We start from the raw sequence: 17,305 nt of genomic DNA on the forward strand, positions 1-17,305 counted from the left end.
ACCCGTGGCAACCTGGATCACCACCCCCGCCGAGCTGGATGCGTACTTCCAGCAGCGCCCGACCCGCATCGGCCTGGACACCGAATTCATCCGTGAACGCACCTTCTGGCCGCAGCTGGCCCTGGTGCAGATGGCGGTCGGGCAGGACATCCTGCTGATCGACCCGCTGATTCCCGGCATGACCGAGGCGCTGGCGCCGTGGCTGGCCGATGAATCCATCACCAAGGTGATGCACAGCGCCAGCGAAGACCTGGTCGCCTTCAAGTGGGCGTGCGGCGTGCTGCCGCGACCACTGTTCGACACCCAGATCGGTGCTGCGCTGGCCGGCATCGGCGGCGGCATGGGCTACCAGAAGCTGGTGGCGGAAATCACCGGCGTCGCCCTGGCCAAGGGCGAAACCCGTTCGGACTGGATGCGCCGCCCGCTTTCGGAGTCGCAGCTGCAGTATGCCGCCGACGACGTCGAGCACCTGTTCGCGCTGCATGACGCCATTGATGCCAAGCTGCAGGCACTCGGCCGCCAGCAGTGGCTGCATGACGATGGCGAGCGCCTGCTGGCCAGCGTCGCCAATGACGAAGACCGCTGGCCGCATCTGGCGATGCGCTCGGCGCAGTTCCTCGACGCGGCCGCACAGCACCGCCTGCTGCGCCTGCTGCGCTGGCGTGATGTACAGGCACGCAACAGCGACCGCCCGCGAAGCTGGATCCTGGACAACGAACTGACCGCCACCCTGGCGCGCACGCCACCGGCCGACGAGGCTGCGCTGGGCAAGCTGTTCGAGCAGTTCCCGAAGGCACCGCGCAAGCTGGCCGGCGCGGTCTGGCAGGCGCTGTCCACACCGCTGGCCGATGAGGCCGGGGCACCGCTGGCGCTACCCGCCAACGACAGCAACAAGCAGGTGCTGAAGAAGCTGCAGGACGCGGTGGCCGAGCGTAGCCGTGAACTGGGCCTGCCCGATGGCATCCTTGCCTCGCGCAAGCACCTCGAAAGCTATCTGGAGCGTCGCCAATGGCCCGCCGCACTGGCCGGCTGGCGCCAGCAGGAACTGGAATCGCGGCTGCAGGCACTGCTGCCGGCACGTTGATGGCACAAGGCGCCGGACCACGCCGGCGCCGTGCACCTCAGGCCTGCAGGGGCCGTGCTAGGGTTTGCCGGTACTGACAAGGAGACGTCGATGCAGACCCTCAAGATCGCGACCGCCTGCGCACTGCTGCTAACCCCGTTGGTCCTGGCATGCGCTGGGCAGGCCGCACCGCTTTCCTATGCACAGGAAAAGGAGAACACAGCCAAGCTGGTGGACATCATTGACGGTGCCACCCGCGATGGTCTGGTTGCCGTGCTGGTGCCGGCCCCGTATGTCGTGCACAACGGCGGGCCAGGCGTCGGCTCTCCGGTCCCCGGCTTTCATCTGGGCAACCGCTCGACCGACCTGCCCGGGTTCTCGACGCGGGTGTCCTTCCAGCACAAGGACATTCCCTCCCAGGGCTATGTGCAGCTGTTCAACACCAACGAACTGGAAACCGGCCCGCAGCGGACGGTGTTGATGGACGTGTTCGAGGTGCATCTGATTCCGCCGGGCACCTATCTGCTGAACGGTGCGGAGAACTACCGCCTGAACACCCGCGTGGCCAAGCTGAAGCCGCTGGGGACGATGGACGAAGTATCGAAGGACATCGGCGCCACCCGCCTTGCCGACGTCGATTACCGTTTCTATTCCTGGAAGAAGGTCTGGGTACCACCGGGCGTCCTGACCGATCAGCACTCCCAGCAGGTCTGCATCTCGGTGCACGTGGCTTCCGGCAACTGCGTGGCATGGGGCACCCAGAACTACGAAACCTCGCGCCCGACCGAAGGCTACTGGGATGACAGGATCGTCCCTGAAGACATCCCTGCCGTACGCATCCAGGCGGTCATCGCCAAGGCCCACGCGCCACTGGCCTTCACTGCCCACGAAGGGCAGATCCTGCTCAGCCCCTTCATTGTTGCCGCCGACGGCGATATCGATTTCAACGCGAACGACTGCGCACCGGTCGACAAGCTGACGGGCTGCGCCCTGCGCCGCTTCAGGGTGCACTACCAACCCGCGCCGTTGGACGCTGCACGCAAGCACATCGCAATCACCTCGCGCGGCCTCAACGGCAAGCAGCGCGAGGTACTGGAGCGGATGGAGGCGATGCAGCTGCAGGTGCTGGGCCCCAGTGCGCCGTCCGATGCAGCGCTGGGCAAGGGCGTCAGCGCCACGCCTTGAGCACGGATGATGCCTGGCCAGCAACGAAAAACGGCGCTCGATGAGCGCCGTTTCCGTTACACGACGGGGTGGGCTTACCAGTTCATGTTCAGCGAGACACCGACGGTACGCGGCTCGTTGTAGACCGCGGCCATGTAGTTCTCGATCACACCCTTGAGGTTCTTCTCGTTGGTGATGTTGCGCGCGAACAGCGCCACTTCGTAGGCACCGTAGTTGCCCGAGTAGCCGATCTTCAGGCCACCCTCGAAGTCACCCTTGGAGTTGAACTCCTTGCTGTCGTACAGCACGAAGCTGGTGTAACCCTGCTTGTTCCAGTCGGTGGAGACGAACATGGTGCCGGCGTCGCTCACCGGGAAGTCGTAGCGGGCCGCCAGGTTGACGTTGTACTTCGGCGCGTTCGGCAGCGGGTTGCCGTCGATCTGCGCGAAGGTGTTGGCACCGACCTTGATGGTCGGGTCGCCGACGGTGCAGACCACCTGGCCATTGAGGCCGCAGACCTGCGCGTACACGCGCTTGTCCTTGATCTCGCTGTGCAGCAGGCTCAGGCCGGCGCTCAGGGTCAGGTTCGGGATCGGACGCAGCTCCATGTCCGCTTCGAAACCGTAGGCCTTGGCCTTGTCGGCGTTGAACAGCACGCCGTTGCCGTCCGAATCGTTGCCGTTGAGCTGGATGTCGTTGACGGTGTAGGTGAACGCGGTGGCGTTCAGGCGCAGGCGGTTGTCCCACAGGCTGCTCTTCACGCCCGCTTCCCAGGACAGGATGGTCTCGGAATCAGCGGTGGTGAAGTCGGCATTGAACACCGCCGAACGGCCCTGGATGGTCGGGCCGCGGAAGCCGCGTGCGACCTTGGCGTAGACGCTCACGTCCGGCGTGATCTGATACATCGCGCTCAGATCCCAGCTCGGGGTGGTGTCGGACATCTTGACGTCGGTGCGGCCCTTGTAGGTGACCACGCCGGCAGCGGTGTCCGCGGTCTTCAGCAGGCGGGTGTGCTTCTCGTCCTTGGTCTGGCGCAGGCCGGCGGTGACGGTGAACTTGTCGGTGAAGGCGTAGCTCAGCTGGCCGAAACCGGCCCACGAGGTGTTCTTGTTACGCAGGCGCACCCAGTTGTTCGGGTTGCGGGCCGCGCCCTGCAGGAACCAGGCGCGCTGGTAGAAGTCGGTGGTGTCGCTGCCGTTGAAGTAGAACGCACCGGCCTGCCACTGCAGGGCGCTGTCGTCATGGCTGGCCAGGCGGAATTCCTGGGTCCACTGGTCCAGATCACGGATGCGGCCCATCGACTGGCCGTAGCCGTTCGGCACGCCGTTGACCGGGAAGTTCACCGCGGCGCCGCCGTCGGTGTCGCCACGGCTGTAACCGGAGGTGGTTTCGTAGGCGGTGATCGAAGTGAAGTCGATCGCGCCGAAGTCATAACGCGCCTTCACCGAACCGCCATAGGTCTTGTACGCCTGCGGGTTGTTGCCGGCTTCGTCGTAGGCGACCTTGTCGCGCGGCACGTCGGTCTTGTTCGAGCCCTTGGTCAGCGCACCGCGCAGGAACAGGGTCGAGGTGCCTTCGTAATCACGGGCGTGGGCCGAGGCCAGGATCGAGAACTGGTCGCTCGGGGTCAGCAGCAGCTGGGCGCGCACGTTGCGGTCATCGAAGCCGCCCATGGCGTTCTTCTTCGGGCTGACCGTGCCGTCGGCGCTCGGGCCCTTGTAGGTGTTGTCGACGTAATCGTCGCGGTGCTGGTACAGGGCCGACACACGGAACGAGGCGATGTCGTTGATCGGGCCACCGAAGCCGCCGTCGATCGACACGCTGTTGTAGGACGCGTAGCTGGCGCTGACGCGGCCGGTGTAGTCCTGGGTCGGCTTCAGGGTGTCGAACTTGATGATGCCGGCGGTGGTGTTGCGGCCGAACAGCGAGCCCTGCGGGCCGCGCAGCACTTCCACCTGGTCCACGTCATAGACCGGGTTGGACTTCAGCACCACGTGTTCCAGCACCACGTCGTCCTGGATGATCGACACCGGCTGCGAGGCACCGAGGTAGAAGTCGATGTTGCCCAGGCCACGGATGTAGAAGCGCGGGAAGATGCGACCGGTGGTGGTTTCCGCATACAGGCTCGGCACGCGGCCGGACAGCGCCAGCAGGGTGTCGTCGCCGCCGGCGGTGAAGTCGCGCATGCGCTCGCCCTGCACCACGCCCACCGAGACCGGCACTTCCTGCAGGTTCTGCTCACGGTGTTCGGCGGTCACGGTGATCGTGTCCAGGCCGGTCGGGGTCGGCGCGCTGTCCTGTGCGGCGGCGCCGAAGCTGCCGACCAGGGCCAGGCCGGCACAGGCCAGGGCCAGCGGATGGCGGCGGAAGGAAACGAAGGAAGACGACATACCCGACAGGCGGCGGGAATCGGAATGGGAGGGCATGAAATGCTCTGAGGAGGCGTCCGTGCGGCCTGCGCGAGCCGGGCGGCAAAAAGGAGGATAACTGCGCAAGCCGCCATTATCCCCCAAATTGTTACGATTTCGTTGCGCAGCACCCAAACCCGGCGAAACAAGCGGTTTCGGCACAGTCACCGGGCATTCGGCACGCCCCGAAGGCTTGACTCAGGGCAGCGGGGTCAACGCCACATCGACCATCGCCAGCAGCCGCTCGCGGCTGATGCCGTCACGGGCCTGCACCGAAATGCCGTGCAGCACCGTGGCGAAGTGATCGCCCAGTGCCTGCACCGCCACATCGCCGGCCAGCTGCCCTTCGGCCTGCGCCTGCTGCAGCCGCGCAATGATCGCCGCCGTACGCTGGCGACGATGGCTGGCCAGCCAGTCCCGTACGCCCTCGCCATCGGGCGACACGCTGCTGGCCGAGGACACCACCAGGCAACCGTGTGGCCGCCCGCGCCGGGTGTAGGTCAACACGGCGTCACGCAGCATGGACCCGATCGCCTCGCGCAGCGTGGCCTGCTCCAGCGCGCGCGGCGCGAAGCCGCCCTCGCCTTCCTCGTACAGCGCAACGGCTTCGCGGAACAACTGCTCCTTGCTGCCGAACGCGGCATAGATGCGTGCAGAGGCGATGCCCAGTGCCTCGACCAGTGCCGACATCGACGTGCCCTCATAACCGTGCTGCCAGAACAGCAGCATCGCCTTGCGCAACGCCTGGTCCCTGTCGAATTCGCGCGGTCGCCCTGCCATCTGCCTGCCTGCTCCAGTGAGGCGCGCAGTGTAACGCGGGTGTTGACCACCGCGAGGGTCGCGCCTATTCTTTGTTGATCGACAAACAATTGGAGCAACACATGCAGACCCTCAAGGGCCCCAGCCTGCACCTGGCGCAGTTCGCCGGCGACCAGGCCCCGTTCAACAGCCTCGCCAGCATTGCCGCGTGGGCCGCCGGCCACGGCTTCAAGGCGCTGCAGATTCCCGCGTGGGATGCACGCCTGTTCGACCTGGCTACGGCTGCCGACAGCCAGGACTACTGCGACGACCTCCGCGGCACCCTGGCCGAGCACGGCCTGCAGGTCAGCGAACTGACCACCCACATCCTCGGCCAGCTGGTGGCCGTGCATCCGGCCTACGACGAGCTCTGCGATGGCTTCGCCCCCGAAGCACTGCGCGGCAACCCGAAGGCCCGCAGCGAATGGGCGCAGCAGCAGCTGCACCTGGCCGCCCGTGCCTCGCGACGGCTGGGCCTGCAGGACATGGGCACCTTCTCCGGCTCGTTCGCCTGGCCGTATCTGTTCCCGTTCCCGCAGCGCCCGCCGGGCCTGATCGACGCGGCGTTCGACGAACTGGCACGACGCTGGCGGCCGATCCTCGATGCCTGCGAGGACAACGGCGTCAACCTCTGCTACGAGATCCATCCCAGCGAAGACCTGCATGACGGCACCAGCTTCGAGCGCTTCTTCGAACGCGTCGACCAGCACCCGCGCTGCCGCATCCTGTTCGATCCCAGCCACTTCGTGCTGCAGCAGCTGGACTACCTGGAGTACCTGGACATCTACCACCCGCTGATCCGCATGTTCCACGTCAAGGATGCGGAGTTCCGCCCGAGCGGCCGCCAGGGCATCTATGGCGGGTATGCCGACTGGACCGAGCGCGCCGGCCGCTTCCGCTCGCTGGGCGACGGCCAGGTCGACTTCAAGTCGATCTTCTCCAAGCTGGCCCAGTACGACTACGCGGGCTGGGCGACGCTGGAATGGGAGTGCTGCCTGAAGGACCAGGAAGCCGGCGCGCGCGAAGGTGCCGCGTTCATCCGCGACCACATCATTCCGGTCACCGACAAGATCTTCGACGACTTCGCCGGTGCACCGATCAGCACCGCACAGATGCAGCAGATGCTCGGCATCGCCTGAACCCCAACGGAGCACTTCCCAATGACCACTTCCCTTTCCGCTGGCGCTGCCGGCGACGCTTCGCTGCGCCACCACTACCTGCGCGTCGATGGCCAGCGCGTGCATTGCGTGTCCGCTGGCCACGGTGAACCGGTGCTGCTGATTCCCGGCTGGCCGCAGACCTGGTACGCCTGGCGCCACGTGCTGCACGCCCTGGCCGAAGCCGGCTTCGAAGCGATTGCCGTGGATCCGCCGGGCATCGGCGAATCCGATCGCCCGACCCACGGCTACGACACCGGCAGCGCCGCCGCCGTACTGCACCGGACCATGCAGGCGCTGGGCCATGACCGTTACCAGGTAGTCGGCCATGACATCGGCATGTGGATCGCCTATGCACTGGCCAGCGACCAGCCGCAGGCGGTGCGCCAGCTGGCCGTCACCGAAGCGGTGATTCCCGGCCTGGCCCCGGAACCGGGCATCTTTGCTGCACCGGCCGACAACATCTTCCTCTGGCACTTCATGTTCAACCAGGTGGCCGACCTGCCCGAGGCGCTCATCACCGGTCGCGAGCGCGCCTACCTGGAATTCATGTTCGACCGCTGGTCGTACCGCCGTGATGCGGTGGCCGCCGATACCTACATTGCCGCCTACAGCCGCCCCGGCGCCCTGAGGGCGGGCTTCGCCTGGTACCGCGCGATTCCGGAAACGATCCGCCAGAACAAGCTGCGTGCGCAGCACCGTTTGCCGATGCCGGTGCTGGCGATCGGCGCCGAACACGCCACCGGCGATGCGCCGATGCTGACCCTGCAACCGCATGCCGATGATGTGCGCGGCAGCATCGTGCCGGGCTGCGGCCACTTCATCATGGAAGAAGCGCCGCAGGCGTTCCTTGCACAGCTGCTGCCGTTCCTGCAGGAGGCACGCCATGCTGCTTGAACCGGCGCTGCAGCAGTTCGTCGACGCCGTCGCCGCCCATGCGCTGCCGGAAGACCTGCGCGAACTGCGGGCGATCAGCGAGAGCGCGTTGCCACAGTTGCAGGGAGCACCACAGCCGGTTGCGCATGTGATCGAACACACGGTAATCGCGCGCGACGGGCATGCGCTGGAGCTGCGTTTCTACACGCCGGAAGGGCTTCCCGATGGACCGGTACCGGCTCTGCTGTTCGCCCACGGCGGCGGTTGGTTCCAATGCTCGCTGGCGGTCTATGACGGCCCCTGCCGCGCGCTGGCCAATGCCAGCGGTTGCGTGATTGTCGCCGTGGGTTACCGGCTGGCGCCGGAGCACCCGTTCCCGGTTCCACTGCATGACGTCGCCGACGCCTGGCGGTGGTTGCAGGACAACGCCGAGCGCCTCGGCCTGGACCCACGGCGGCTGGCAATCGGTGGCGACAGCGCCGGCGGCAACCTCGCCGCCGCCTGCTGCCTGCTGCTGCGCGAACGGGGCCTGCCGCAACCGTGCCACCAACTGCTGCTGTACCCGGCGCTGGATGCCGGCATGGGCAGCGGTTCCTACCGCGACTACGCCACGGGCTATTACCTCAGCGCCGAACTGATGCAGCGCTGCTGGCAGGCCTATCTGAGTGGGATGGATCTGGATCCACCGCCGGCACTGGCCTCGCCCGCCCACGCAACCGACCTGCAGGGGCTGGCGCCTGCCTCCGTACTCAGCTGCGAGCACGATCCGCTGCGCGACGAGGCCGAGCAGTACGCGCACCGCCTGCAGGCTGCGGGTGTCGACTGCATGCTGGAGCGGCTGCCGGGGATGATCCACGCCTGCATCCACCTGCAGGGCGTGGCCGCTTCCACCGGCATGGCGATACAGCGCGCGGGCGATCTGCTGCGCCAGGCGCTGGCCTGAACCGGCTGGGGGACGGCGGCAGATCCACGCCTGCCGCCGTTCCGGTCCGGCGCTTGGCAAGCCCGGCAGGCGGCGCTACACTGAAAGCCTGCCGTGGGGCCATAGCTCAGCTGGGAGAGCGCGTCGTTCGCAATGACGAGGTCAGGAGTTCGATCCTCCTTGGCTCCACCACTATTCAGAAGAACCCGTAGATCTCCGTGATCTGCGGGTTTTTTCTTTTCAGCCCCCCCGGCTCAGGCCGGCTCCTCGCCGCCGTCCTTGCGCTGCGGGCTGCGCGAGTGCGTATCGCGCACCTGTTGATCGCGCTGCCCCGGCCGCTGCTTGGCCACGTCGTCCTGCTTCCTGTCCTGGCGGCTTTCCTGGATGCCCTGCTTCGGGTCCTGATCCTTGCCTCGCTCGTTCATTGAAATCTCCCTCGCCGGCGGAACGCCAACGTTGCCCATCACGCTAGAGGTTGCCGGGTAAGCCACAGGTCAGTCCTGTGCCAACGTCATGTGCAGGCACTGGCTTGCCGCTGCGGCCCCCGTGCAGCCAGAATCCGACGCACCACGCCCACCGGTATGCCATGCCCTCTTCTGTCCAGCACGCAGCACACGCCGTGCCGATGCGCCTCGATGCGACCGACGGCAGCATCCAGCTCGGCAATCTGCCGGCCTTGATCTGCCCCACGCTCTCACTGGATGAAGCGCGCATCGCCTTTACCGCCTTGGTAAGTGGGGAGCGTGATGTCGGCACCGGCTATCACTGGCTCAGCCTGCACCGGCTCAGCCTGGGCGGTGCGCCCGCTGGCATCAGCCTGTGCTTCCACGGGCAACAGCTCGACATGGTGACGATGGGCGTCGATCTACCCGGTGCAACACTGGAAGACGGCTGGCCAACCCAGGCAGCGATCGATGCCGAAGTCGCGTTCATGCGCCGCACCTTGGCCACGGCATTGGGGCGAAAACTGGCCGGCGGCTGCGCCCGGTTCAACTGGGGCGAAGCCTGGGCCCGTTTCGATCCGAAAGGCTTCATGGCCAGCAGCGGCATTCGCTACTCACCACGCACGTGACCGCGCTCAGGTACGGGTGATCGACACCCCACCCTCCACGCGCATCGCGGTACCCGTAACGAAACTGCTCTCATCGCTGGCCAGGAACAGCGCCGCATTGGCGATCTCCTCCGGCTCGGCGAGGCGCTTGAGTGCGTGCAACGAGCGCACGAAGTCGCGGGCATCGCCGGTCGGTGCGGCCTGCCGGCCCATCTCCGTATCGGTGCCACCGGGCAGCAGTACGTTGCTGCGCACGCCGCGCGCACCGTATTCGGCAGCGATCACCTGGCTCAGGCCGATCAGCCCGGCCTTGCTTGACGCATAGGCCGCCATGCCCGGGAATCCCACGGTGTGGCCGACGAAGGTACCGACGAACACCAGCGAGCCGCCGCCGCGCGCCAGCAGTGCCGGCAGCTGCGCGCGTGCCGCATGGAAGGCGGCGTCGAGATTGGTGGCCATCACCTCGCGCCAGGCATCCACCGGAAACTCCGCCGCCGGCACGCCCGGGCCGAGCATGCCGGCATTGTTGAGCGCGATGTCCAGGCCGCCGAATGACTGCTGGGCCAGATCGACCAGCGCCTGCGCCGTGCCCGGGTTGGCCACGTCGGCGGCATGCACCACGGCTTCGCCACCGGCAGCGCGAATCTGCTCGGCCAGCGCCTGCAGCGGCTCCGGCCGCCGTGCGTTGAGCACCAGCTTTGCTCCTTCGGCGGCGAAGCGCAGCGCGCTGGCGCGGCCGATACCGGCGCTGGCACCGGTGATGAGAGCGATCTTGTTGTTCAGGCGCATGGTCGTGGTACCGGTTGTGAAGTGGCCGCCACGATGCCGTGCGTTCGGCCCGCCAACACTCCGTTTCCGGGCCTCACAGGTGAGTGCAGGAAACGGAGTTTCCGCAGCACCGGCACGTGCCAGAATCCGGCCATGGACAGTACCGCCACCACCGCCCTCGATGACCGCATCGAACGGGTCTGCCGCCACCTGCAGGCCAGCCTCGACGAACCCTCGCTGCAGGAACTGGCCGATATCGCTGGCTGCAGCCCGACGCGCCTGCATCGCCTGTTCAAGCAGTCCACCGGGCTGACCCCCAAGCAGTACGCCGCCGCGCTGCGCGCCGACCGCCTGCGCACCGGGCTGGAACAACAGGAACGCATCACCGACGCCTTCCACGATGCTGGCTTCGGTTCCAGTGGACGCTTCTACGAGAACGCACCGAAGTTGCTGGGCATGACGCCCAAGCAATGGCGCGCAGGGGGGCGCGGCGAAGTCATCCACTTCGCGCTTGCCGAAAGCTCACTGGGCAGCGTGCTGGTGGCCAGCAGCGGGACCGGCGTGGTCGCGATCCTGCTCGGCGACGATCCGGAGACACTGCTGCAGTCGTTGCAGCAACGCTTCCGCCAAGCCGAACTGGTCGGCGCCGACCAGGGCTACGAGCAACTGGTGGCACAGGTCGTAGGCCTGGTCGAGGATCCTTCGCGAGGCGCCACGCTGCCGCTGGATATCCGTGGCACCGCGTTCCAGCAACGGGTGTGGCAGGCACTGCAGCAGATTCCGCGCGGGCAGACTGCCTCGTATGCGGATATCGCCGCGCGTATCGGCGCGCCGCGCTCAAGCCGTGCCGTCGCACGCGCATGCGCAAGCAATCCGTTGGCGGTGGCCGTGCCCTGCCACCGCGTGGTGCGCCGCGATGGCGACCTGTCCGGCTATGCCTGGGGCGTAGCGCGCAAGCGCGAACTGCTGCGCCGGGAAAAGGCCTCGACTGCCTGACGTGGGTGCCGACCTTGGTCGGCACACCCAGCTTCCCGTAGGTGCCGACCTTGGTCGGCACACCCAGCTTCCCGTAGGTGCCTACCTTGGTCGGCACACCGCCAAGGCCTCAATCCAGCTTCACCACCAGCTTGCCGAAGTTGCGCCCCTGCAACAGCCCGAAGAACGCCTCCGGCGCATTCTCCAACCCTTCCACCACATCCTCGCGGTACTGGATGCGGCCGTCGCGCAGCCATTGCGGCATCTCGCGTTCGAACTCCGGCCACAGATGGTTGAAGTCGTGCACGATGAAACCACGCACGGTCAGGCGCTGGCGCAGGATCTGGCTGAACAGTGCGGGCAACCGGTCCGGGCCGGGCTGCTCGACGCCCCGCTCGTTGTAGGTGGCGATGGTGCCGCACACCGGAATGCGGGCGAAGTCGTTGAGCAGCGGCAGCACTGCATCCAGCACGTGTCCGCCCACGTTCTCGAAATACACGTCGATACCCCTGGGCACTGCCGCGCGCAGCGTCGCGGCGAAATCAGCGGCGCGATGATCCAGCGCCACGTCCACGCCCAGCGTCTGCAGATAGGCATGCTTGGCTTCGCCGCCGGCGATGGCGACCACGCGCGCGCCCTGCAGCTTCGCCAGCTGGGCCACGGTCGCGCCCACCGGCCCGGTCGCGGCAGCCACCACCAGCGTCTCGCCCGGCTTCAAACGGGCGATTTCATGCAGGCTGGAATAGGCGGTGAAGCCGGGCATGCCATACACGCCCAGCGCGGTACTCAGCGGCAGTCCGGCCGGGTCCAGGCGGCGCCCCAGTGCCTTGGCCGGCAGCACCGCGTGGGTCTGCCAGCCCCCCGGCGCCAGCACCAGCTCACCTGCGGCTACGCCCTCGGCGTTGGACTGCAGCACCTCGGCCACGGTCTGCCCTTCCATCACCGCGCCCACCGCCACCGGCGCGGCATACGAGGGGCCCTCGTCCATGCGTCCACGCATGTACGGGTCCAGCGACAGGTAGCGGTTGCGCAGCAGCACCTCGCCATCGGCCAATGACGGCAACGCAACCTGTTCCAGGCGGAAGTTGGCTGCACTTGGCGCCCCCTGCGGACGCGACGCAAGCACGATGCGGGAGGTGGTCGAGGGATCGGACATGGCCAGGTCTCTGCTGTTGCCAGCATCAGGAAAGGAGTGCCGACACTACGCCGCAGCCATCCCCGATGGCGGCCACGAAAACAGCGTTCCATCGCCCGGACCGGCGCGGGTCCGGCGCAGCCCTTGCCCTTGCAGCTTTGGCGATCGCGGCGATCTGCTGATTTCCACCGCAGACGATGATCGACTGGCCACGCCCCGCCCCAGAACGGAGGATCAAGCACTTGCGAGCGCGCAGACGGCAATGTGAAGAAATCTTGGCAAAACGCTTGCCGAAGGCAGCCGACCTCCGTAATATACGCGTCCTTGGCAGCGACCTCGCTGCAACGAAACATGTGGCCGAGTAGCTCAGTTGGTAGAGCAGGGGATTGAAAATCCCCGTGTCGGCGGTTCGATTCCGTCTTCGGCCACCACTTTCGAAGGCCTGCAGAAATGCGGGTCTTTTTTTTCCGGAAACCGGGTTTGATCACGGTTGCCACACAATTTGGCCGAGTAGCTCAGTTGGTAGAGCAGGGGATTGAAAATCCCCGTGTCGGCGGTTCGATTCCGTCTTCGGCCACCATCTTCAGAGACCTGCAGAAATGCAGGTCTTTTTTTTTGTTCGCGCTCCGCGCAAGCGGCGGCCACACCACCCGGTTGACGAAACATTTACACCGGCATGTGCGGTGGCACCTACGCTCCAGACTCCTGCCTGGAGCCTGCCGATGCCTCTGCGCCCCACCCTGCTTGCCTGCCTGCTGCTGGCCGCCTCCCCGGTGATCGCCGCCGAACCGGTGCGCGCAGTCGACACGCTGGACATCGACCGCTACGCAGGCCAGTGGCACGAGATCGCGCATCTTCCGGTGTCGTTCCAGAAGCAGTGCGTCGGCGAGATCACCGCCAACTACGGGCTGCGCCGCGATGGCCGCATCAGTGTCACCAATGCCTGCCGCAACGGCGACGGAGAACGCGTGGTTGCTGAAGGCGTGGCACGCCCGGTTGCCGGCCATCCCGGCCAGTTGCAGGTGCGCTTCGTGCCGGACTGGCTGAGCTGGGTGCCACTGGTCTGGGCGGACTACTGGGTCCTGGCACTGGACCCGGACTATCAGTGGGCGTTGGTCGGTGAACCGGACCGTAAGTACCTGTGGATCCTCTCGCGCCTGCCGGAAATGGATCGCGCCCGGTTCGAACAGTTGAAAGAGAAAGCCGAGACGATGGGCTACGACCTCGGCCCACTGCGCCTGATGGCTCCGATTCGCGATACGCCCGCCGACTGAACCGCGCCGCATCCGGCGCACCACGCGCGTGCCATCCGGCGCCGCGCACGCCCGGCCGCCATCTTCACGCGCTACCCTCTGCGACGGGTCGCCACAGGCGATCCAAACGACCATACGCCGTAGTATGCTTATCCAACGCACCCCTCCAGAGGACCTGCGCCCATGCTCCACCGCTTCCGTATCGCCTTGATCGTCCTGTGCACCCTCGCCCTTGTTGCCTGCAACAACGGCATCGTCAAGCGTGTTTCGGAACCGGCGGCCAGCCTGCAGCAGCTGACCGTGCGCGCCGACGGCAACTGGACCGTAGCCCTGCGCCTGCAGAACTACAGCTCCATGCCCATGACCTTCGATGACGTCGCGCTGGCGCTGACCGTCGGCGACAGCGACGCCGGCACCCTGCAGGCCAAGCCGGGCATTTCCATCGGCGGCACCTCGGCCGACGTCATCCAGGTCAATCTGGTGCCCAGCTCGGCCGCACGCCTGGTAGTGGCCGATGCGCTGGCCAGCAACCGCACCCTGGCCTATGGCCTGAAGGGAACGGTGGCAGCCACGCCGCAGGAAAAGAAGCAGCGCAGCTTCGACATCAGCAGCCGCAGCACCCTCAACCAGGCCCCGGGCCTGCCGGGCGTGCTGCGCTGACTCCCGCTTTCCGCCGCGGCGCCCGGCGCCGCTCCCCCTGTCCCTGATCAAATCGAGACGTACCGATGAGCAGCTACACCGCCCCGCTTTCCGACCTCCGTTTCGCCCTGCACGATGTGCTCAAGGTCGAACCCCTGTTCGCCCGCCTGGGCTTCACCGACGCCACCGCCGACGTGGTCGATGCCGTGCTGGAAGAAGCCGGCCGCTTCAGCGCCACCGTGCTGGCCCCGCTCAACAGCGTCGGCGACGAGATCGGCTGCGTGCTCGACCAGGCCACCGGTGAAGTGACCACCCCGCCCGGCTTCAAGCAGGCCTACGACCAGTTCGTCGATGGCGGCTGGACCGGCCTGACCGCCTCGCCGGAGCTGGGCGGCCAGGGCCTGCCGCACACCCTGGGCGTGCCGCTCAACGAGATGATCAACGCCGCCAACCTGGCCTGGGGCAACTTCCCGCTGCTCTCGCACGGCGCCATCGAAGCGCTGAAGCAGCACGGCGAGGCCTGGCAGCACGAGGCCTTCCTGAAGCCGCTGATCGAGGGCCGTTGGACCGGCACCATGTGCCTGACCGAGCCGCACTGCGGCACCGACCTGGGCCTGCTCAAGACCAAGGCCGAGCCGAATGCCGATGGCAGCTACTCAATCACCGGCACCAAGATCTTCATCACTGCCGGCGAGCACGACCTGACCGGCAACATCGTGCACCTGGTGCTGGCCAAGCTGCCCGACGCCCCTCCGGGTGCCAAGGGCATCTCGTTGTTCGTCACCCCGAAGTTCAAGGTCGACCGCGAAGGCAACGTCGGCGAGCGCAACGCACTGCGCTGCGGCTCGATCGAGCACAAGATGGGCATCAAGGGGTCGGTCACCTGCGTGATGAACTTCGATGGTGCGCAGGGCTACCTGGTCGGCCAGCCGCATAAGGGCCTGCAGGCCATGTTCACCATGATGAACACCGCGCGCCTGGGCGTCGGCCTGCAGGGCATCGGCCTGTCCGAGCGCGCCTACCAGAACGCACTGAAGTACAGCCGTGAGCGCCTGCAGTCGCGCGCCCTGAGCGGCGCCAAGTTCCCGGACAAGCCGGCCGACCCGATCCTGGTCCATCCGGATGTGCGCCGCATGCTGCTGACGGTGAAGTCACTGGTCGAGGGCAGCCGCCTGCTGGCCCTGCACGCCGCCACCCTGATCGACGTCGCCCACCACGCCGAGGATGCCGCCGAGCGCGAGCGCGCCGACACCCTGGTGAGCTTCCTGACCCCGATCTCCAAGGCCTGCCAGACCGAATGGGGCATCGAGAACACCTACAACGCCCTGCAGTGCTTCGGTGGCCACGGCTACATCCGCGAACACGGCATGGAGCAGCTGGCCCGCGATGCACGCATCACCACGCTGTATGAAGGCACCACCGGCATCCAGGCGCTGGACCTGATCGGCCGCAAGACCGCGTCCAGCCAGGGCGCCGGCCTGAAGCTGATGCTGGCCGAGATCGAAGCCTTCGCCAAGGCCAACGAGGGCAACGAAGCGCTGGCCGAGTTCATCGGCCCGCTGCGCGCCAAGGCCGCCGAATGGGGCAAGCTGACCATGGATGTGCTGCAGCGTTCGGCTTCCAATCCGGACGAACTCGGCGCGGCCAGCTACGACTACCTGTTCTATTCGGGTTACGTGGTGCTGGCTTACTGGTGGGCCCGCAGCGTGGCCGCCGCCGATGCCAGCGCGCACGGCGCCGCTTTCGCTCAGGGCAAGCGCGAGACCGCACGGTTCTACTTCGCCCGCGTACTGCCGCGCACCCTCGCCCACGCCGCCGCGATCCAGGCCGGCGCCGCCCCGCTGATGGCGATGGACGACGAGCGCTTCGGCGCCTGAGCCGGGCTGCGCCCGGCACCCGCGGCGCTACCGCTGGCCTACACCCGCAACAGCAACATCAACGGCAAGAGCTGGCTTCCTGCGGGGTGGCGAGGTGGGTCCAATTGCGGGGGACGCTGCAAGTACGTCCATGTAAGCTCGGTCGCCGCATCCATGCGGCTCACGCCCCCGCAACCGGACCCACCCCGCCCTCGACAGATTTCTGCTGCTGGTAGGTGTCGACCTTGGTCGACACCGTAGATCCACGCCATGCGTGGATGGAAACCACCGAAATCCATCTGGAGAAAAGCCCCCTTTTGTTAAAGGGGGCGCGCCGACAGGCGCGGGGATTAGGAAGAATGCGCGGGCAACCCAGCGCGCCAACGGCGGGCTGGGTTGCTAAAGGGGGCGCACCGACAGGTGCGGGGGATAGGAGGAATGCGTGGACCTGAATGTTGACGATTTGCGTATCGCCGACAGGCGATACACAAATCGTCAACATTCAGGTATAAGCTGTTCTCCCGATGGAGACAGACACTACACGCTTGGGTCTGATCGAAGCCGGAGCTCCGTTTTCTGCTCCGGGCGCCGAAGCATCGCCCAACGCCACGACGCTGCATCGCCCCGGTTCGGTCCGGCTGCTCTCGCTTGATGCCCACGGACGCGTACTGGACTGGATCACCTGGCAGGATGCGGCGTGCCTCTACGCCCGCGAAGCCGTGGCCTGGACACTCGGCGATCCCTGCCTGCACATCCACGGCGGCACCAACCGCTTCAGCGGCCTGCAGAGCGGCATGGACCTGCACCCGATCATCGCCGCCCGCGGCCACGCCCGCTCCCGCGCGATCGACCCCACGCCGAACCTGACCAACCCGGCCCTGTTCGCCCGCGACGCGCACCTGTGCATGTACTGCGGCCAGCAGTTCAACCGCCCCACGCTCACCCGCGACCACGTCATGCCGCTGTCCAAGGGTGGCCTGGACTGCTGGGAAAACGTGGTCACCGCCTGCTTCCACTGCAACTCGCGCAAGAGCGACCGCACCCCGCAGCAGGCCGGAATGCCGTTGCTGGCGGTGCCTTACCGGCCCAGCTGGATCGAGCACCTGATCCTGTCCAACCGCAACATCCTGGCCGACCAGATGGCCTTCCTGAAGGCGCAATTGCCCAAGCGGTCAAAACTGAGCACCTGAATCGCTGAAAATGCAACCCTCACCGTCCTGTCACGGGCGGCGGCGTTTGC

At 66.7% G+C, this 17,305-nt stretch carries 16 protein-coding genes and 3 tRNA genes; 14 read left to right on the forward strand and 5 right to left on the reverse strand.

Translation table 11 applies throughout. From position 1 onward, the window contains the following. Positions 1–4 precede the first annotated feature (4 nt). Both rnd and ACZK45_RS14770 read left to right on the forward strand, forming a co-directional pair. Entirely contained in the window at positions 5–1,084 is a 1,080-nt protein-coding gene (gene rnd / locus ACZK45_RS14765) for a ribonuclease D (protein ID WP_478444873.1), read from the forward strand. 90 nt (positions 1,085–1,174) lie between these two features. Continuing rightward, on the forward strand, positions 1,175–2,248 hold the full coding sequence (locus ACZK45_RS14770) for a hypothetical protein (protein ID WP_100435027.1): 1,074 nt from the start codon (positions 1,175–1,177) through the stop codon (positions 2,246–2,248). 74 nt (positions 2,249–2,322) lie between these two features. Here ACZK45_RS14770 and ACZK45_RS14775 read toward each other — a convergent pair whose 3' ends face one another. Together ACZK45_RS14775 and ACZK45_RS14780 are read right to left on the reverse strand one after the other, a co-directional pair. Next, positions 2,323–4,653, reverse strand: coding sequence for a TonB-dependent receptor (locus ACZK45_RS14775; RefSeq protein WP_253144719.1), 2,331 nt, complete (start codon positions 4,651–4,653; stop codon positions 2,323–2,325). A 180-nt stretch (positions 4,654–4,833) separates the two neighbouring features. Then, entirely contained in the window at positions 4,834–5,415 is a 582-nt protein-coding gene (locus ACZK45_RS14780) for a TetR/AcrR family transcriptional regulator (protein WP_049461862.1), read from the reverse strand. A gap of 101 nt (positions 5,416–5,516) precedes the next feature. Here ACZK45_RS14780 and ACZK45_RS14785 point away from each other — a divergent pair, with 101 nt between their 5' ends. From ACZK45_RS14785 to ACZK45_RS14800, 4 genes are all read left to right on the forward strand, one after another. Then, positions 5,517–6,572 carry a sugar phosphate isomerase/epimerase family protein gene (locus tag ACZK45_RS14785; protein WP_125894296.1) on the forward strand — a complete coding sequence of 352 codons (1,056 nt, stop codon included), beginning with the start codon at positions 5,517–5,519 and terminating at the stop codon, positions 6,570–6,572. A gap of 21 nt (positions 6,573–6,593) precedes the next feature. Beyond that, on the forward strand, positions 6,594–7,487 hold the full coding sequence (locus ACZK45_RS14790; RefSeq protein WP_478444874.1) for an alpha/beta fold hydrolase: 894 nt from the start codon (positions 6,594–6,596) through the stop codon (positions 7,485–7,487). Then, a complete protein-coding gene (locus ACZK45_RS14795; protein WP_478444875.1) occupies positions 7,477–8,409 on the forward strand; it encodes an alpha/beta hydrolase in 933 nt (310 codons plus the stop codon). The genes ACZK45_RS14790 and ACZK45_RS14795 overlap by 11 nt, the downstream gene beginning before the upstream one ends. A 95-nt stretch (positions 8,410–8,504) precedes the next feature. Beyond that, positions 8,505–8,580: transfer RNA gene (locus tag ACZK45_RS14800), tRNA-Ala, on the forward strand. A gap of 62 nt (positions 8,581–8,642) precedes the next feature. On the opposite strand, the gene ACZK45_RS14805 is transcribed toward ACZK45_RS14800, so the two are convergent. Then, positions 8,643–8,813: a hypothetical protein gene (locus ACZK45_RS14805; RefSeq protein WP_165929940.1), complete on the reverse strand. Its 171-nt coding sequence runs from the start codon at positions 8,811–8,813 to the stop codon at positions 8,643–8,645. Between the two features lie 161 nt (positions 8,814–8,974). Between ACZK45_RS14805 and ACZK45_RS14810 the strand changes: the two genes are divergently transcribed. Next, positions 8,975–9,460, forward strand: a complete 486-nt coding sequence (locus ACZK45_RS14810; RefSeq protein ID WP_197585214.1) for a hypothetical protein — start codon at positions 8,975–8,977, stop codon at positions 9,458–9,460. Positions 9,461–9,466: 6 nt separating this feature from the next. Here ACZK45_RS14810 and ACZK45_RS14815 read toward each other — a convergent pair whose 3' ends face one another. Next, positions 9,467–10,228 carry an SDR family oxidoreductase gene (locus tag ACZK45_RS14815; RefSeq protein WP_032130300.1) on the reverse strand — a complete coding sequence of 254 codons (762 nt, stop codon included), beginning with the start codon at positions 10,226–10,228 and terminating at the stop codon, positions 9,467–9,469. 132 nt (positions 10,229–10,360) lie between these two features. Here ACZK45_RS14815 and ACZK45_RS14820 point away from each other — a divergent pair, with 132 nt between their 5' ends. After that, positions 10,361–11,203: a bifunctional transcriptional activator/DNA repair enzyme AdaA gene (locus ACZK45_RS14820; RefSeq protein WP_049423883.1), complete on the forward strand. Its 843-nt coding sequence runs from the start codon at positions 10,361–10,363 to the stop codon at positions 11,201–11,203. 109 nt (positions 11,204–11,312) lie between these two features. Here ACZK45_RS14820 and ACZK45_RS14825 read toward each other — a convergent pair whose 3' ends face one another. Continuing rightward, positions 11,313–12,338 (reverse strand): NADP-dependent oxidoreductase, encoded by a 1,026-nt coding sequence (locus ACZK45_RS14825; protein ID WP_478444876.1) that lies wholly within the window; start codon positions 12,336–12,338, stop codon positions 11,313–11,315. A gap of 334 nt (positions 12,339–12,672) precedes the next feature. Between ACZK45_RS14825 and ACZK45_RS14830 the strand changes: the two genes are divergently transcribed. The 6 genes from ACZK45_RS14830 to ACZK45_RS14855 all read left to right on the forward strand — a co-directional run bounded on the left by ACZK45_RS14830 (position 12,673) and on the right by ACZK45_RS14855 (position 17,255). Next, positions 12,673–12,748, forward strand: a tRNA-Phe gene (locus ACZK45_RS14830). 73 nt (positions 12,749–12,821) lie between these two features. After that, a tRNA-Phe gene (locus ACZK45_RS14835) sits at positions 12,822–12,897 on the forward strand. Positions 12,898–13,039: 142 nt separating this feature from the next. After that, positions 13,040–13,591: a lipocalin family protein gene (locus tag ACZK45_RS14840; protein ID WP_032130303.1), complete on the forward strand. Its 552-nt coding sequence runs from the start codon at positions 13,040–13,042 to the stop codon at positions 13,589–13,591. Positions 13,592–13,753: 162 nt separating this feature from the next. Beyond that, a complete protein-coding gene (locus tag ACZK45_RS14845; protein ID WP_032130304.1) occupies positions 13,754–14,230 on the forward strand; it encodes an LEA/WHy family protein in 477 nt (158 codons plus the stop codon). Between the two features lie 65 nt (positions 14,231–14,295). Continuing rightward, entirely contained in the window at positions 14,296–16,086 is a 1,791-nt protein-coding gene (locus tag ACZK45_RS14850; protein ID WP_049401710.1) for an acyl-CoA dehydrogenase C-terminal domain-containing protein, read from the forward strand. A gap of 503 nt (positions 16,087–16,589) precedes the next feature. Further along, the gene (locus ACZK45_RS14855; protein WP_019336875.1) at positions 16,590–17,255 is read left to right on the forward strand and encodes an HNH endonuclease; all 666 of its coding nucleotides are present in this window, start codon (positions 16,590–16,592) and stop codon (positions 17,253–17,255) included. Positions 17,256–17,305 lie beyond the last annotated feature (50 nt).

It is taken from the genome of Stenotrophomonas sp. 63632_Sma, assembly GCF_056482875.1.

Bases quoted from the DNA above. Each gene is read 5' to 3' on its own strand.
- ACZK45_RS14770 (WP_100435027.1), top strand. From the start codon at position 1,175: ATGCAGACCCTCAAGATCGCGACCGCCTGCGCACTGCTGCTAACCCCG.
- ACZK45_RS14775 (WP_253144719.1), bottom strand. From the start codon at position 4,653: ATGCCCTCCCATTCCGATTCCCGCCGCCTGTCGGGTATGTCGTCTTCC.
- ACZK45_RS14780 (WP_049461862.1), bottom strand. From the start codon at position 5,415: ATGGCAGGGCGACCGCGCGAATTCGACAGGGACCAGGCGTTGCGCAAG.
- ACZK45_RS14785 (WP_125894296.1), top strand. From the start codon at position 5,517: ATGCAGACCCTCAAGGGCCCCAGCCTGCACCTGGCGCAGTTCGCCGGC.
- ACZK45_RS14790 (WP_478444874.1), top strand. From the start codon at position 6,594: ATGACCACTTCCCTTTCCGCTGGCGCTGCCGGCGACGCTTCGCTGCGC.
- ACZK45_RS14795 (WP_478444875.1), top strand. From the start codon at position 7,477: ATGCTGCTTGAACCGGCGCTGCAGCAGTTCGTCGACGCCGTCGCCGCC.
- ACZK45_RS14805 (WP_165929940.1), bottom strand. From the start codon at position 8,813: ATGAACGAGCGAGGCAAGGATCAGGACCCGAAGCAGGGCATCCAGGAA.
- ACZK45_RS14810 (WP_197585214.1), top strand. From the start codon at position 8,975: ATGCCCTCTTCTGTCCAGCACGCAGCACACGCCGTGCCGATGCGCCTC.
- ACZK45_RS14815 (WP_032130300.1), bottom strand. From the start codon at position 10,228: ATGCGCCTGAACAACAAGATCGCTCTCATCACCGGTGCCAGCGCCGGT.
- ACZK45_RS14820 (WP_049423883.1), top strand. From the start codon at position 10,361: ATGGACAGTACCGCCACCACCGCCCTCGATGACCGCATCGAACGGGTC.
- ACZK45_RS14825 (WP_478444876.1), bottom strand. From the start codon at position 12,338: ATGTCCGATCCCTCGACCACCTCCCGCATCGTGCTTGCGTCGCGTCCG.
- ACZK45_RS14840 (WP_032130303.1), top strand. From the start codon at position 13,040: ATGCCTCTGCGCCCCACCCTGCTTGCCTGCCTGCTGCTGGCCGCCTCC.
- ACZK45_RS14845 (WP_032130304.1), top strand. From the start codon at position 13,754: ATGCTCCACCGCTTCCGTATCGCCTTGATCGTCCTGTGCACCCTCGCC.
- ACZK45_RS14850 (WP_049401710.1), top strand. From the start codon at position 14,296: ATGAGCAGCTACACCGCCCCGCTTTCCGACCTCCGTTTCGCCCTGCAC.
- ACZK45_RS14855 (WP_019336875.1), top strand. From the start codon at position 16,590: ATGGAGACAGACACTACACGCTTGGGTCTGATCGAAGCCGGAGCTCCG.